A 15,725-nucleotide genomic window follows, 5' to 3' on the forward strand; every position below is an offset into this window, starting at 1 on the left:
TTATTTCTCCGTGCAGGGAGGCGTCTCATGGCCACCAAGACCTGGCTCATCACCGGCAGTTCCCGTGGCTTCGGCCGGGCGCTCGCCGACGCCGTACTCGACAGCGGTGACCAGGTGGTCGCCACCGCCCGCCGCCCCGAGCAGCTCGACGATCTCGTACGGCGCCGCGGCGACCGCGTCCGCACCGTCGCCCTCGATGTCACCGATCCCGTGGCAGCCGACGCCGCCGTCCAGCAGGCTCTCGACGCCTTCGGCGGGCTCGACGTCGTCGTGAACAACGCGGGCTATGCCACCAGCGCCCCCATCGAGGAGATGGCGGACAGCGACTTCCGGGCGCAGATCGAGACGAATCTGTTCGGCGTCGTTCATGTCACCAAGGCCGCCCTGCCCGTCTTGCGCAAACAGCGCTCGGGCCACTTCATCCAGTTCTCCTCCATCGGCGGACGGGTGGGAGGCTCACCGGGGATGGGGGCCTACCAGACCGCGAAATTCGCCGTGGAAGGCTTCTCCGAAGTGCTCAACGCCGAGGTGAAGCCGCTGGGCATCAAGGTCACCCTCGTCGAACCGGGCGCCTTTCGCACCGACTGGGGTGGTGCGTCCATGACCGCCGCGCCGGTGACCGAGGACTACGACGGGACGGTCGGCGAGATGAACCGCTACCGCGAATCGACCGTCGACAGCTGGCCGGGAGATCCCGCTCGCGCCGCGAAGATCATCACCGAGATCGCCGCCCTGGACGAACCGCCCCTGCGTCTCCTGCTCGGTGCCGGAGCGGTCGAACGTGCCGACGAGGCTTCCAGGGACCGCGCGGCCGAGGCCGAGCGGTGGGCCGAGGTGAGCCGTTCCGCCGACTTTCCGACGGAGCCGAGTGCGGCTTGACTCGCCGCGCCCCGTGGTCACTTGGGGTGGATGTCGGCGGCGACGATCACGCCGTCCTCCACGGTGTACGTGCCGGCGTAGTGACGATGGGTTTTATCGATCTGCGTGGCGTCAAGCTCGACCGCAACCTTGTTGCCCTCCACCGAGTCGATCCTGACCTCGTACTTCGACACGTCGTTGAAGGACCGCACGAAAGCGTCGTAGGTCTGCCCCGCGATGTGTTGTCTCCCGCCCAGTGCCCAAGCGGACAAGAAATCACGGTCGTTGAGGACCCTGAAATACGCTTGGACCACATCTGCGGGAGCCGGTGCGGGCTGGGCAACGGCGTGCGGGGAGGCCGTCGTTGCGATAGCCGTTGTCGCCGCGGTCGTTGCGGAACCGGTGCTGTTCGCCTGGGCAGTGCCGGCGAACGCGCCGACACCGGCGAGGACCATGACAAGGGCCAGGATCGCGACAAGGGGCACTCTCGCGGAGGTCACCGCGGAGATGCGGGGTGGGTCGCCGGGCGGGGCGCTTCCCGTAGGCGCCCGCGCTGAGCAGTCCTGCGGCACACGACGGTCGTTCGCACGGTGAAGTCCTTGATGCTCTGTCATCGGTCATCCCGAGCGGTTCGAGGATCTGGATCTTCTTAACTCCCATCGTGCGTGACGCATCTCGTAGCTGCATCTGCGGGCCGGGACCGCGGCTCGCGGAGCGCTGCCGGACCGACGGGAGTGAAGAGGCGCGGCCGCGGCACCTCTGCTGCCCTGAAGGGCACAGGGGGCGAGGGCAAGGGCGCAAGGCGGCGACAGGTGTATGCATGGAGCCACCGGCCATGACGCGGAGTACACGTCGAATTTCTCTCGCTGGACTCGTCTTTGCCCCGGCCCACGGTCCTTGGGCACCTACGCGATTACAGACGGACGATGACGAGAGCGATGTCGTCGCGGGCGCCGGCGCTGACACCGAGGCGTGCCAGCACTGCGTCGGCGAGGCGTTCCGGACTGAGCCGGGCGTAGTGGGAGAGGGCGTCGGTGAGCCGGGCGAGACTGGCGTCGATGTCCTCGTCGCGGCGTTCGATGAGCCCGTCGGTGTAGAGGACGAGGGTGTCGCCGGGCGTGTACGGAACGTGGACCTGTGGTCGGGGCTCATGTTCGGGGTGGGCGCCCAGGGGCGGGTCGGTGGCCTGGTCCAGGAGGGCGTGGGTGCCGTCGGCGTGCAGCAGGACGGGCGGGGGGTGGCCCGCGCTGCTGTAGGTGACCTCGTGGCGGCCGGTGTCGATCAGCGCCTGGACGGCGGTGGTGGCCAGGGCTTTGTCGACGGAGCGGGCGTACAGGCCCAGCACCTTCAGCGCCTGGGCGGGTCCCTCGACGGAGCGGGCGGCGGCGCTGAGGGCGCTGCGCAGCATCCCCATGACGGCGGCGGCTTCCAGTCCGTGGCCGACGACATCGCCGACCGCGACGGCGAACACCTCCCCGGGGAGGTCGACGATGTCGTACCAGTCGCCGCAGATATTCAGTGAGCCGATGGCGGGGAGGTAGCGCACCGCGATGTCGCGGTGCCGGGCGAGGTCGGGGGAGTGGAGCATGGCCTCCTGGAGGGTGAGCGCGACCTGGCGTTCGCGGGCGTGGGCCCGGCGCAGTTCCTCGTTGAGGTGTTGCAGCGCACGCGCACGGACGTACAGCTCGGCTTCCATCGCCTCCTCGCGCTCGCTCAGCGTCCCGCCGGGCATCTGACGGGCCCGCCGGGAGTGCACGAACGCCGTCACGTCCTCCACCCGGTGGATGATCCATGCCACCGTGTCGTCCGGCCTGGTGACGGGGGTGTTGATGGTGGACCACCAGCGCTCCTCGAACACGCCCGGCTGGTCGGCAACCGGGATGTCGTACCGCTGGACCGCCATCGTGTCCGGCTCCCCGGTGGCCAGCACCCGGTTCAGTGAGGGGTGCAGGTTCTGTACGCCTTCGGCGTCGGGGTCGGCGGGGTTGTCGGGGAAGGCGTCGAAGACGTACTGCCCGAGCAGATCGTCCCGGGTCCGTCCGGTGGCCTGGAGATACGCCTGGTTGACGTCGACGATCACCAGGTCCGGGTCCAGGACCAGGCAAGCGCTCGGTGTCGCGGCGAACAGTGCCGCATGATCGAGCTCCGGTCTCCTCACGGGTTCCCTGCCATCCTCCTGCAGCTCACGGCCCCACCTGTGCCAATCTATGAGCCGCCCGGCGCCTGCGCCCGCCGGGAGACCGCCACACCGCACAACGGCCGGGGCGGTGACCTCCGCTCCACCGGGCCCAGGGTGCGCGCCGGCGCGGTAGTGGCCGGGGTTCTGCCCGCTCTCGCGGTTCACCCGGATGGCCCGCGCCGGCCCTGGGCGGCTCATGGCCCCGGACGAGCAGCCGGTCGGCCGAGTGCCGCTTGGCACGTGGCCTGCACCGCCGGGACGGAAGCGTCGGGGGCGTGGGCGGTCTGCGCGGGTCACAGCCTCCTCCCGTGCCTTGCCACTGCCCCGTTGGGCGCTCGGATGTGGTCCGAAGGGCGACCGACTGCGACGGTTGCCGCCCGGGACGATTCACCGGCACGTAGCGTCGGGACCATGCGTGCCTTCATCGTCGATGCCTTTACCGACCGGCCGTTCGCCGGGAATCCCGCCGCCGTGTGTCTGCTGGACGAACCGGCCGACGCCGTCTGGATGCAGCGGGTCGCCGCCGAATTCAATCTGCCGGAAACCGCCTTTGTGCACCGGGTGGCGGAAAACTCCTACGGGCTACGGTGGTTCACCCCGACCGTCGAGGTCGATCTGTGCGGTCATGCCACCCTGGCCACCGCGCATGTGCTCCACGCGACACAGGGAGCCGCGTCCGACGCCGCCCTGCGCTTCGACACCCTGAGCGGTGTGCTGACCGCCCGTCGGCACCCTCAGGGCGGCTTCACCCTGGACTTCCCGGCGGATCCGCCGACCGCCACCCCCGTGCCGACGGGACTCGCCAAGGCCCTCGGGACCGAACCGCGCTGGACGGGGCGTGCCCGGCACGATCTGCTTGTGGAGCTGCCGGACGCAGCAGCGGTGCGTGAAATGGCCCCGGACAGCGCTGTACTGACCGAGTTCAGTGGTCGGGCGGTCATCGTGACCGCGAGCGCTCCTGACGGCGCGGACCACGATTTCGTCTCCCGCGTCTTCGCCCCCGCCGCCGGCATTCCCGAGGACCCGGTCACCGGCGCCGCCCACTGTGTCCTCGCATGCCACTGGTCGGACCGGCTGGGGCGCACGGAGCTGACCGGCGTCCAACTGTCCGCCCGCGGCGGGCGGGTGGGCGTCGAGCTGCACGGCGACCGCGTCACCCTGCTGGGACAGGCGGTGACCGTGTTCGAGGGCGAACTGACGCCTTGAGGCGCCCGCCGCGGCCGAAGCGCGCTGGGGCCCCGCCTCCCGGTACGGCCGGGAGGCGGGGCCCAAGGGCGAAGCAGCGGTGCTCAGGGGCGGATGGGCACCTTGAGGGCCGCGCGCTCCACCGTGGGCCGGGCGTCAGAGCCGCACGCCATCCCGGGAGCCACCGCGCCCCGAGGCGCTGCGAACGCCACGTGCCCCTTCGGCTTCCTCACGCCGCGGCCACCGTCTGCTGTGTGGTGAACCGTGCGCGCAGGGCTGCGCCGTAGCGGCGCAGGAGCAGGATGGCGGTGGTGGCGAGGCCGGTGAGCAGGCCGAGCCAGATGCCGAGGGTGTGGAGTTGGGCGGCGTAGCCCAGGAGCCATGCGGCGGGGAGGCCGATAGCCCAGTAGCCGATGAGGGTGATGCGGAATCCGCTCTTGGTGTCGTCGAGGCCGCGCAGCAGTCCGACGCCGATGTTCTGGGCGCAGTCGAAGAACTGCAGGACCATGATGACGAGGAGCAGGTGGGTGGCGATGGAGACGGCCTCGGCGTCGTGGGCGCTCCCCGTGTCGAAGAAGGGGCTCAGCACCAGTTCGGGCAGGGTGAGGTAGACGAGGCCGACCACGACCATGACGGCACCGGCGCAGGCCAGCGCGGTGTTCTTGATGCGCAGGGCGGTCTCGGTGCGGCCGAGGGCGAGTTCCCGGCTGACGTTGATGGACGCGGCGTGGGAGAGGCCGACGGCGACCTGGAAGACGATGTAGACGAGCTGGTTGACGGCGGTGTGTGCGGCCAGGGCGGCGCTGCCGAAGGAGCCGGCCATCAGGGCGGTGACGGAGAAGAAGCCGGCCTCGGAGCCGTAGGTCGCGGCGATGGGTATGCCGAGCTGGATCAGGCGGCGGACGGTCGCGCGGTCCGTCGTGGCGATGTTCAGGCTGAGCAGCGGGCCGAGGGTCCGGTCCTTCTTCGCCGAGGCGTACAGGGCCAGGAAGGACAGCAGATAGACCAGGGTGGTGGCCACGCCCACGCCGGGCAGTCCCAGCTTCGGCAGGCCCCAAGTGCCGTGGATGAGGATCCAGTTGATACCGGCGTTGACGGCGACGGAGGCGATGGTGATCTGCAGCAGGGCCTGCGGGCGGCGCATGCCGACGGTGAACTGGCGGATCGCCTGGAACCACAGGCAGGGCAGCAGCCCCGGCGCGAGGGCGAGCAGCATGGTCCGGGCGCGGTCGACGACATCGGCCTCCTGCCCGAGCCAGGTGAGTGCCTGACCGATGAGCAGCATGAGCACGGCCCCGGCGATACCGGCGAGGGTGGCGACGGCCAGGCCGGCGCGGACGATCGTACGGACCTCGTCGTCGCTCGCGTCCCGGTCGGCGTCCGACGTGCCGGGCCCCTCGCCCGCCTCCGCGCGGGCGGCCGCCGCGGCTATCCGGTTGCCGACGGAGGTGACCAGGCCGACGCCCATGGTGCGCAGCTGGTTGAAGAGGACGATGGCCAGTCCTCCCGCGGCGAGGTCGGCCGTGCCGAGCATGCCCATCATCACGGTGTCGGTGGTGGTCAGGGCCACCTGTGCGAGCTGGGTGAGGATGAGGGGGACGGCGAGCGTGGCCAGGGCGCGACTGTCGCGGAGGAGGGTGGTCAGCTGCATGGCGGCATCAAATCCTGCGGAGTTTGGTGAGCGTTTCGTCGATCTCGCGTTCCATGGCGGGATCGATGAGGTTGCGGGCGTTCATCCAGTCGTCATTGAAGACGGTGTCCAGGTACTTTTCGCCGCCGTCGTTGATCAGGGCGACCATGGTGCTGCCCGGCGGCAGGGACGGCAGCCGGATCAGGGCCTCGTGGACCACGCCCCCGGCGGAGCCGCCGATCAGCAGGCCGGTGCGGGCGACGGCGCGGGCGGTGGCGAAGGCCTCGATGTCGCCGACCTTCACGCCTTCGTCGATCAGGTCGAAGTCGACGAGCGCGCCGATCTCGGCGCCTTCGGGAGTGCCGGTCCCGGACTGGTAGTAGTCGTGGGCCGGGCCGCCGAAGGCGATGGAGCCCTTGGGCTCGACGCCGATCGTGGTGAAGCCGGGTACGAGGGTGCGCAGTTCGCGGGTGGTGCCGCACAGCATGCCACCGGTGCCCACCGCGCCGATCAGCACATCGATGTTCCCGTCGAGGGCCTGGTGGAGCTCGTGGGCGACGGGGAAGTAACCGACGCCGTTGCTGGGGTTGTTGTGCTGTTCGGTGAAGATGGTGTTGTCCTGGCCGCCGGCCATCTCCTCGGCGAGTTCCTCGCGGGCGGCGGTGGCCAGCTCTTCGGTGCCGTCGTCGACGACGTAGACGAGTTCGGTGCCCAGCGCCTTCATACCGCGGAGTTTGTCGGTGCAGGCGTGGTGGTCGACGACGGCGGTGAAGGTGTAGCCGCGCTCCGCGGCGACGACCGCCAGACCCAGTCCCGTATTGCCGGAGGTGGACTCGATGATGCGGCCACCGGGCCGCAGTTCACCGCGTGCCTCGGCATCCAGGACCATCTGCCGGGCCATACGGACCTTGGCGGTGCCGGTGGGGTTGTACATCTCCAGTTTGAGCAGCAGCCGGCTGCCGGTTTCGGTGTGGCACAGCTCCAACAGCGGGGTGTATCCGATGAGATCGGATATGCGGGAGACCACCGGGGGGGCGCGCGAGGGCCTCGTTCATGGGGAGCTCCTGGGCGGGTCGAAGGTCAGCGGGCGGGGCGGCGGTCGAGGCGCCAGCGCGGGCGGTCGCCCGGACGGTCCAGCACGACCTTGGGCGGCAGCGGCAGGTCGTGGAAGGGGGACTCGTTGGAGTCCATCTGGTACCCGGCCGTGTTCGGGTAGACCAGGAGGTCGCCGACGCGGGGACGGGCGGGGAAGGGGACCTTGCGCCAGGTGACCATGTCCGACTCCAGGCAGGACGCTCCGCCCACACAGGCCGGGTGCACCTCGCCGCCGTGCACGCGGCCGGAAGGGGTCACCAGCTGCGGGTCGGGCAGGTATTCGCTGTTGAACCACTGCTCGGACAGGCTGAGGCTGGTGCCGTCGACGGTGATGATCCCGTAGCCGTCGCGGTCCTTGACGCCCTGCACACTGAAGACGGATGCGCCGGCGCCGTTCAGCAGGGCGCGGCCGGGCTCCATCATCAGCAGCGTTCCGGTCTGCCTGAGCCGTGCGGCCAGGTTGGCGCGGCCGCCTTCGGGGACGGCGGCCAGGATGCTGCGCAGTGCGTCGGCGCCGGCCACGGGGGAGTGGTAGGGGTAGAAGTCGCCGCTGTGGAACGTCTTGCGCGCGTGGTAGTGCTCGGGGCGCTGGTCGGCGAGGAAGCTGTGCCAGTGTTCGGCGGAGCTGTAGTCGACCGCGAAGCCGCCGCCGATGCTGATCCGGTCGGCCTGCAGCCCCAGCACCCGGGCCTGCAGACACAGGTCGATGAGTTCGCCGGCGAGGTCGGCGCGGGGCTGGGTGGCGTAGCCGGACAGATGGAAGCTGAAGCCTTCCATCCGTACCGCGTCGCCGGCGCGCACGCACCGGTCCAGCGCGGTCTCGATCTCGGCGGCGGTCAGGCCGAAGCGGCTGTGCGGTTGCGCGGGCGGCAGACGGCGCAGCAGCACCCGGGCCGGGCGGACGGCACCGGTCAGGGCGAGCGTGCTGAGCAGATCGAGTTCGTCGAGCGCATCCACGGCGATCAGACACCCCTGGAGGACGGCCAGCCGCAGCAACTCGTCGCTCTTGGCCGGGCCGGTGACGACGATGTGCTCGCCGCGCACCCCGTGCCCGAGGGCTTCGCGCAGTTCCGGAGTGCTGGCCACATCCACGCCCGTTTGGCGGGCGGCGCAGCGTTCCATCCATACGGCCGCCTTGTTGGCCTTCTTCGCGTAGTACACCCGCCCCTCCACACCGGCGTCGCTGAGCGCGGTGCGGAAGGAGGTGAGGTTGGCGTCGAAGCGGTGCGGCAGCAGGAAGTGGAACGGGCCGCCGAAGGCGTAGGACAGTTCGTGCAGCAGTCCGCTGTCCAGCACCCGGTCGGTGTCCGGGTCGGTGTGGGCGGGCAGGGTCGGCACAGGTGCGGTGGAAAGGTCGCTCACTGCCACAGCGGCACCCGCACTCCCAGGCCCTGGTCGAGGGCGAGTTGGGCGAAGCGGTGGCCGAGCGCGATGTCGGTGACGACGAGTCCGCTGTTGTAGGCGAAGATGCGTTCCTGCGGCGATCGGCGGCCGGGCGTGATACCCGCGATGACGGGTGGGAACTCGGTGTCGACGGCGGGGAAGTTGCCGTCCTCGTCGGCCATGTCCGTACCGGTGACCTTCATCTGCGCCTCGCTGGTGGCCACGACGCGCTCGGCGTGTTGGAGGGTGGAGGGCGCCAGCCCGTGGCCCACGAGGACCGACAGCGCTCCGGGCCTCAGCCACTCGGCCTCGACCGCGGCCGGGGTGTGCCCGCCGGCGGTGGCGACGATGATGTCGGCGTCGGCCGCCGCGGTCCGCAGGTCGGTGACGATCTCCACGTCCCGCTCGGGGAAGTGGCTGCGCAGCTGTTCCCGTACGGCGGTGAGGCCGTCGGAGTGGGTGCCGAAGAGCATCAGACGCTCCAGGTCCGGCATGGTCGTCAGCAGGAAGGGCAGGGCCAGGCGCCCCTGGGTGCCGGTGCCGATGACCAGGGCGCTGCGGGCGCCGGGCCGGGCGCATTCGCGGGCCAGGAGGGCGGAGACGGCCGGCGTGCGCAGCGAGCCGATGCGGCCGCAGTCCATCATCGCGACGGGCAGACCGGTGACATCGTCGTAGAGCGTGAGCGCGGTGTAGTAGTGCTGCTCGTCGCGGCCCTTGTCGAGCCCGTGCTTGTACGAGGTCTTGATGGCGACCACATTGCGGGTGCCGTCGCGGCCGAGCATCGCATAGGAGACCGAGTGCCCGTCTCCGGGCTTGACGGTGAGTTTGCGGGGGTTGTCCGACTGCCCCGCGGCCAGCGTGCGGTAGGCGCCTTCGACCGTGTGGACGACATCGGCCAAGGTGATGTCGAGGCCGGCGAGGTCGCTGGTGGACAGCACACGCAGGGTGGTGTCGTCGGCGGATATGGACTGGGCGTCGCTGGCCACAGTGGTCCGGGTCATGTCCGTCCTTGGTGGGGTGGCGGTCAGGCGGCGTGGGCTTCGATGGCGGCCTGACCGTAGCCGTGCTCGTCCTCCTCGGCCAGGGGGCGTGTCCGGCGCGCGGGGACACGGACGGAGGCACGCTTGAGCCATCGGTCGGTGCCGTCGTAGCGGGCCTGGAAGGGGACGCGGCCGTGCACGACGAGATCGTTGTCGACGACCAGGATCTCGCCGGGGCTCAGGTTCACGGCACCCGAGACGCGGGCGAGTTCCGCCTCCAGTCGCTGGTAGGCGGCCCGGTGGGCGGGTGAGGCGTCGTCGAGCGGCGTGTAGGCCGGGTCGAAGCGGAGCGTGAGCCCGTCCTTGGCGTGGAAGAGGGTGGGGACGGCGGCCGGCTCACCCCCCTCGAAGCCCTGCGCCTCGGTGTAGGCGTCGTCGGGGAGGATCGGCAGCCGCGGCCGGGTCAGCAGCGCGATGTCGGCCTCGTCGAGCCGGACGTTGCGGATGCCGGCCGCGGTGGTGGCGATGTGGTCGTGGTTGCGCATGCAGCCGAGCATCAACAGGTGGGCGCGTCCGGGGTGGAAGGCGTCCTCGGTGTGCGGGCTGAGCAGGACGGTGCTGCTGGCGCCGGTCTGCTCGGTCTCGTGGCCCGGGGCGGGGACGATGTTGTGCACGAACCGGCCGTCCTGCTGGCCTTCCCATGCGAGGGGGTTGCCCATGACGGTGGCGAGCAGCAGCAGCACGATGTCGTAGACGGCGGCGCGGTCGCCGGCCGTGGCCCAACTGGAGGGCGTGGCGCCTATCTCGGCGTCGTCGACCTCCAGGCCGCGCAGGACGAACAGACCGTCATCGGTGTCGACGGGGCGCAGCTGGTGGCGGATCGGCTCACTCAGGTCGCCGGCAACTTCGCGGACGCGGGCGAGGAGTTCGGGGGACGTGGCCGAGGTGCTGAACTCGGCGAGGATCTTCTCGGCGGCCTGGCACAGTTCCCCAACGCTGGTCGCGTCGAGCTGACGGACGGGTGCGGGTCCCGTGGTCATGTCGAGATAGTCCGTTCCGTTGACGGCGGGGGCTGAGGTCCGGTGCGACGCTGCGTATCCGTGGCGCAGCACCCCTCAAGGACACGACACAGGGAAGGTCCGGGGGTTTCGTTCCGTGCCGGTGCCCGGTGGACGGTGTCGAAGGTACCCACGACTCTTAGGTAAGGCAAACCTAACTAAATTTTCGGGTCGTGTGTCCGGTTTCGCGGAACTCTCGCCCGTAAAGGGCCTGTTGACGTCCATCAATTGAGGTGACCGGCGCCGCGCGCCCTTGCGGGAACGGTTGTTATTAGGGTAGGCAAACCTAAGAAATTGTCACTGAGTGGAGCGAGGCAACGTGGACTGGAAGAGGCGTCAGGTGCTCTGGGCCGGTGGCGGCATAGGCGCGGCCGCGCTGCTGGCCGCCTGTGGAGGCGGCGACAACGCGGCCTCCTCCGGCTCGGGTGGCAAGCCGAGAAAGGGCGGCACTCTCCGCATCGGCGCGCTCGGCCGCTCCTCGGCCATCACCCGCGACCCGCACGGCACTCAGGGCAACGAGAGCGACTACCTCGTCATCGCCCTCGTCTACGACACCCTCACCGCACCGGGGCTCAAGGACAACACCGTCGGCCGCCTCGCCTCCTCCTGGAAGCCGTCGAAGGACCTCAAGACCTGGCGCTTCACGATCGCCAAGGGCGCGACCTTCCACGACGGGACCCCGGTCACCGCCGACGACGTGGTGTGGTCACTGCGCCGACTGCGCAACACCCCCGCCGGCGCGGCGCGGCTGCCCGGCATCAAGGCGGACCACATCACCGCAGAGGGCAAGGACACCGTCGTCCTCGTCTCCGACTTCGCCAACGCGGAACTCCCCATGATCACCCGCCTGTCCACGTTCATCCTCAAGAAGAACACCCCCGACAAGGACATCGCCAAGGCACCCGGAACCGGCCCCTTCAAGCTCGACTGGTACCGCGGCGGCAACGCCCGGCTGCTGCGCAACGAGCACTGGCACGGCGGCACGGTCCACCTCGACGCCATCGAGGTGACCATGTTCGAGAGCCCGCAGGCGATGGCGAACGCCATGATGTCCGGTCAGATCGACGTGGCCTCCAACGCCGGGCCGGTCGCCGCCCGCACCGCGGACGCGCGCAAGGACATCAAGGTCGTCCGGCGCCCCAACGACATGGCCATGCCGATCGTGATGCGCACGTCCAGCGGGCCGTTCGCCGACCCCAAGGTCCGTGAGGCGATGAAGCTCGTCGTGGACCGCAAGGCCATGGTCAAGCAGGTCCTGTCCGGGTACGGCACCGTCGCCAACGACATCCTGGGCACCGGCGACCCCGACTACGCCACGAGCATCCCGCAGCGCCACCGCGACCTCGCCAAGGCGAAGCAGCTGCTCAAGGAAGCCAAGTTCGACTTCTCCCAGACCTACGAGCTGGTCACCACGGAGGACATCTCCGGGCTCTCCGAGTCCGCGACGCTGTTCTCCTCCCAGGCCCGCGAGGCCGGCATCAAGATCAAGGTGGTCAAGCAGGAGTCCGGCACCTTCTACCAAAAGACCTGGCTCAAGGGCGACTTCTACACCAACTACTGGGGCACCAACGACTCCGTGGTCTTCTTCGCCTCCAAGACCATGACCAGTGGAGCCGGCCAGAACGAGGCCGACTGGTCCGACAAGGACTTCGACGCCGCCTACCACAAGGCCATCGCCACCCCCGCACCCAAGGCTCGCGCCGCCGCCCTGCGCGACCTCCAGCAGATCGAGTACGACAGCTCCGGCTACCTGCTGTGGGGCATGGCCGACGGGATCGACCTGGCCGCGCCCACGGTCCACGGCCTTCCCGAACTCCCCGGTTACGGACGCGTCCAGCTCGAAAACGTCTGGCTGGCCCGGTGACCGACACGATCCTCCGCCCGGCCGAGGCCGCCACCCAGCCCGTGGCGGCCTCGGCCGCGCGTCGCGCCGGCACCCTGGCCCTGCGGGTCGCCGCCGTACTGGGCAAACGCCTCCTGATGCTGCTCGTCCTGCTCGCCGTGGTGTTCGCCGCGATCGAGCTGCTGCCCGGCGACGCGGCCTCGGCCGCCTCCGAACGCGGCGAGGGCGCCGCCGGAGTCGCCGCCCGCCGGCATCTGCTCGGCCTGGACCGGCCGGTGTGGGAACGCTTCTGGGACTGGATCACCGCTCTGCCGACCGGTGATCTCGGCACCTCCGCCCGCGGCGAACAGGTCACCGATCTGCTCGCCGCCCCCCTGCCCAACACCGTCCTGCTGGGCGCCACCGCGTTCGTCCTGACCGTCATCGCGGCACTCGCCGTGGGCATCTGGGCCTCCGCCCGCCCCCAGGGAGTCGTGGACCGGGTCGTGGACCTGACCTCCACCGCCGCCTTCGCCCTGCCCGAATTCGTGGTCTCCATCGGCCTGCTGCTGGTGCTGTCCCTGTGGACCGGCTGGCTGCCCGCCGCCACGGTCACCGGCGCCGACGGCTCACCCGCCACCTGGTCCATGCTCGTGATGCCGGTGCTGGCCCTGACGGTCCCGCAGACCGGCTGGAACACCCGCATCGTCCGCGCCGCGCTCGCCGACCAGGCCGCGACCCCGCATGTGGAGGCCGCCCGCCTCGACGGGCTGTCCACCCGTCGCGTCCTGCTGCGCCACGCCCTGCCGGGTGCCTGGCCGGCCATCGCCACCGGAACCGCCACCTCCACCGGCATGCTGCTCGGCGGAACGGTGGTGGTGGAAACCCTCTTCAACTACCCGGGAATCGGCACGGTGCTGGCCGGAGCGGTGGCCGACCGCGACACCCCCGTCATCGCCGCCGTCGTCGCCTGCGCCGCCGCCCTGATCACCGTCATCCTCCTCCTGGCCGACCTCGTCCGCGCCCGCACCCTGGGAGCCCCCTCATGACCGCCGTCGCGGTCCCCGACCAGCGGCATGCGCGCCGCCCCTGGCCACGGATCCTTGCCCCCGTCCTCCCCGCCGTCCTGCTCGTCCTGGTGGCGGTGACGGGACCGCTGCTGGCCGCGCACCCCGTCGACAAGCCGGTCACCGCTCCCTACGGCGAGGCAGGCACGGACACCTTCCTGGGCGGTGACCAGCTCGGCCGCGATGTCCTCAGCCGCCTGCTGCACGGCGGCAGCGCACTGATCGGCAGCGCCCTGATCGTGGCGGTCGTCGTCACGCTGTTGGCCACGCTGCTCGGCTGCTTCGCGGTCCTCAGCCCCCGGCTCGGGCGCCTCGTCGAACGCACCGCGGACACCGCCATCCTGCTGCCGCCGGTGCTGGGCATCATGCTCCTCGCACTGGCCTGGCCCGGCGGCGGGCGGCTCGCGATCACCCTGGCCGCCATCGCCCTGGGCGTCCCGTATGCCGTGCGGATCGTCGCCAGCGCCGCAGCGCCCCTGGCCACCAGCGGATTCATCGAAGCGGCCACCGCGAGCGGCGAACGCCTCGGGCATCTGGCCCTGCGGGAGATCCTGCCCAATCTCCGCGCCACCGTCCTGGCCCTGTTCGGCCTGCGTTTCGTCGACGCCGTCTACGTCATCTCCATGGCCGGTTTCCTCCAGCTCGGCCCCCAACCACCCGAAGCCGACTGGGCATTGATGATCCGCGAGAACGGGCCCGGCATCCTCCTCAACCCCTGGGCCGTCGTCGCCCCCGGCCTCGCCATCGGCCTGCTCGCCATCAGCGTCAACCTCGCCGCCAACGCGCTGGCCCCCGCCACCGCACGGAGGGCCGCCCTGCGATGACCACCAACGGCCGCCCCGCGCCCACAGACCAGGACACCTCCTTGGCCATGACCGACACCTCGCCGCCCGTTACGGTCACCGACCTCGCCATAGGGTTCCCCGACGGCCCGCTCCTGCTGCAGCACACCAGCCTCAGCCTGCCGACCGGCGGGATCACCGCACTCACCGGCCCCTCCGGTTCCGGCAAGACGACCTTGCTCCGCGCCCTCATCGGCGCTCTTCCCCCAGGCGCTCAGGTCACGTCCGGCTCCCTCGAAGTCCTCGGCAAGGACGTGTGCACGCTGGCGCCCGACGCGCTGCGCGCCCTGCGCCGCCACCGCATCGCCTACGTCGGACAGGACCCCGGCTCCGCCCTCAACCCCCGGATGACCGCCGGACGTCTGATCGCCGAAGTCGCCACCGACCCCACGCCCCAGGCCGTCGCGGCACTGATGACCGAGTGCCGGCTGCCCGAGGATCTCGCCCACCACCGCCCCGGCGCACTGTCCGGCGGCCAGCAACGCCGACTCGCGCTGGCCCGCGCCCTGGCCCGGCACCCCGATGTGCTCCTGCTGGACGAACCCACCGCCGGCCTCGACACGGCCCTGCGCGACGAGATCGTCGGCCTGCTGCGCCGGCTCGCCACCGACCGCGGCATCGCCGTCCTCCTGGCCTGCCACGATCCGCACGTCGTCGAAGCCTGCGCGGACACCGTCATCACCCTCCGCGCCCCGGCCACGCCCCACTCGGGAACCGGTGACCCGCTACGGAAGACCGACCGCCGCCCTGTCCCCGAACCTCCGGCCGCCCCCACCGACGGCCTGCGCGCCGCCCGGCTGGAGGTCGCCTTCACCCACCGGGGCCACACCCACCAGGCCCTGAAGGAGGCGGACTTCCATGCGCCGCCCGGCTCGGCCACCGGCATCATCGGCCCGTCCGGATCCGGCAAAACCACACTGCTGCGGACCCTGGCCGGCCTCCAGAAACCCGACGCCGGCACCCTCACCTGGAACGGACGGCCGCTGCCCGCGCAAGCCCGCAGGCGCAACCGCGACCAGCAGCGGCGCATCCAGCTCATCCCGCAGAACCCGTTGGGCGCCCTCAACCCCGCGCGCACCATCGGCGCGTCCCTCACCCGCCCCCTGCAACTCCACCGCACCGTCAGCAGATCCGAGATGCCGGCCCGCGTCGACGCACTCCTCGACGACGTCGGCCTCCCCGCCGACTTCGCCGCCCGCTACCCCCATGAACTGTCCGGCGGTCAGCGCCAGCGCGCCTCCATCGCCCGCGCCCTGGCCACCGACCCCGACCTCCTGCTCTGCGACGAAGTCACCTCGGCGCTCGACCCGACGACGGCCACCGCGGTCATGGAACTCCTCACCCGCCTGCGCGCCGAATGCCGGCTGACCCTGGTCCTCGTCAGCCACGAACTGGACCTCATCACCGCCTATACCGACAGCGTCCATCTGCTCCGCGAGGGACGCGTACAGCCGGCAGGTGCCCACGAGAGCGTGGCCGCGCAACCGGCGTGACGGTGCGTCGCAGATCTGCTGCATGCGGCGGCGCTCGTGATGGCCTCGTGGGAGGCCGTCCGTTCCTCCACCCACCAGGACAAGACAGGTCACCGGACAGCTGCCGGTCTGACCGGCCCCGGGGGCAGGACCG

13 protein-coding genes are annotated in these 15,725 nt (G+C 70.8%); 6 read left to right on the forward strand and 7 right to left on the reverse strand.

Annotation, left to right across the window (positions count from 1 at the left end):
* Positions 1 to 27 precede the first annotated feature (27 nt).
* The gene (locus ACGFWI_RS05020) at positions 28 to 879 is read left to right on the forward strand and encodes an oxidoreductase (RefSeq protein ID WP_393904508.1); all 852 of its coding nucleotides are present in this window, start codon (positions 28 to 30) and stop codon (positions 877 to 879) included.
* A 17-nt stretch (positions 880 to 896) separates the two neighbouring features.
* Here ACGFWI_RS05020 and ACGFWI_RS05025 read toward each other — a convergent pair whose 3' ends face one another.
* Together ACGFWI_RS05025 and ACGFWI_RS05030 are read right to left on the reverse strand one after the other, a co-directional pair.
* The gene (locus tag ACGFWI_RS05025; RefSeq protein ID WP_393904509.1) at positions 897 to 1,343 is read right to left on the reverse strand and encodes a hypothetical protein; all 447 of its coding nucleotides are present in this window, start codon (positions 1,341 to 1,343) and stop codon (positions 897 to 899) included.
* 428 nt (positions 1,344 to 1,771) lie between these two features.
* Complete coding sequence (locus tag ACGFWI_RS05030; RefSeq protein ID WP_393904510.1) at positions 1,772 to 3,016, reverse strand: PP2C family protein-serine/threonine phosphatase; 1,245 nt, start codon at positions 3,014 to 3,016, stop codon at positions 1,772 to 1,774.
* Between the two features lie 432 nt (positions 3,017 to 3,448).
* On the opposite strand from ACGFWI_RS05030, the gene ACGFWI_RS05035 reads away from it, so the two are divergent.
* Entirely contained in the window at positions 3,449 to 4,243 is a 795-nt protein-coding gene (locus ACGFWI_RS05035) for a PhzF family phenazine biosynthesis protein (protein WP_393904511.1), read from the forward strand.
* A 208-nt stretch (positions 4,244 to 4,451) separates the two neighbouring features.
* On the opposite strand, the gene ACGFWI_RS05040 is transcribed toward ACGFWI_RS05035, so the two are convergent.
* Genes ACGFWI_RS05040 through ACGFWI_RS05060 form a run of 5 tightly spaced genes read right to left on the reverse strand, consistent with a single transcriptional unit; the run spans position 4,452 to position 10,350 of the window.
* Complete coding sequence (locus ACGFWI_RS05040; protein ID WP_393904512.1) at positions 4,452 to 5,873, reverse strand: MATE family efflux transporter; 1,422 nt, start codon at positions 5,871 to 5,873, stop codon at positions 4,452 to 4,454.
* A 7-nt stretch (positions 5,874 to 5,880) separates the two neighbouring features.
* On the reverse strand, positions 5,881 to 6,879 hold the full coding sequence (locus tag ACGFWI_RS05045) for a cysteine synthase family protein (protein WP_393904513.1): 999 nt from the start codon (positions 6,877 to 6,879) through the stop codon (positions 5,881 to 5,883).
* Between the two features lie 53 nt (positions 6,880 to 6,932).
* Positions 6,933 to 8,315, reverse strand: coding sequence for a Y4yA family PLP-dependent enzyme (locus tag ACGFWI_RS05050; protein ID WP_393904514.1), 1,383 nt, complete (start codon positions 8,313 to 8,315; stop codon positions 6,933 to 6,935).
* Positions 8,306 to 9,331, reverse strand: coding sequence for an ornithine cyclodeaminase family protein (locus ACGFWI_RS05055; RefSeq protein WP_393904515.1), 1,026 nt, complete (start codon positions 9,329 to 9,331; stop codon positions 8,306 to 8,308). The genes ACGFWI_RS05050 and ACGFWI_RS05055 overlap by 10 nt, the downstream gene beginning before the upstream one ends.
* Before the next feature lie 23 nt (positions 9,332 to 9,354).
* Positions 9,355 to 10,350, reverse strand: a complete 996-nt coding sequence (locus ACGFWI_RS05060) for a TauD/TfdA family dioxygenase (RefSeq protein ID WP_393904516.1) — start codon at positions 10,348 to 10,350, stop codon at positions 9,355 to 9,357.
* Between the two features lie 337 nt (positions 10,351 to 10,687).
* Between ACGFWI_RS05060 and ACGFWI_RS05065 the strand changes: the two genes are divergently transcribed.
* From ACGFWI_RS05065 to ACGFWI_RS05080, 4 genes are read left to right on the forward strand one after another with little or no spacing between them, the layout of a single operon-like run.
* A complete protein-coding gene (locus ACGFWI_RS05065; protein WP_393904517.1) occupies positions 10,688 to 12,232 on the forward strand; it encodes an ABC transporter substrate-binding protein in 1,545 nt (514 codons plus the stop codon).
* A complete protein-coding gene (locus tag ACGFWI_RS05070; RefSeq protein WP_393904657.1) occupies positions 12,217 to 13,239 on the forward strand; it encodes an ABC transporter permease in 1,023 nt (340 codons plus the stop codon). Before ACGFWI_RS05065 ends, ACGFWI_RS05070 begins: the two co-directional genes overlap by 16 nt.
* Entirely contained in the window at positions 13,236 to 14,081 is an 846-nt protein-coding gene (locus ACGFWI_RS05075; RefSeq protein WP_393904518.1) for an ABC transporter permease, read from the forward strand. Before ACGFWI_RS05070 ends, ACGFWI_RS05075 begins: the two co-directional genes overlap by 4 nt.
* Complete coding sequence (locus tag ACGFWI_RS05080) at positions 14,078 to 15,592, forward strand: ABC transporter ATP-binding protein (protein ID WP_393904519.1); 1,515 nt, start codon at positions 14,078 to 14,080, stop codon at positions 15,590 to 15,592. Before ACGFWI_RS05075 ends, ACGFWI_RS05080 begins: the two co-directional genes overlap by 4 nt.
* Positions 15,593 to 15,725: the final 133 nt, after the last annotated feature.

This window comes from Streptomyces sp. NPDC048434 (genome assembly GCF_043200375.1).
Taxonomy (GTDB): domain Bacteria; phylum Actinomycetota; class Actinomycetes; order Streptomycetales; family Streptomycetaceae; genus Streptomyces.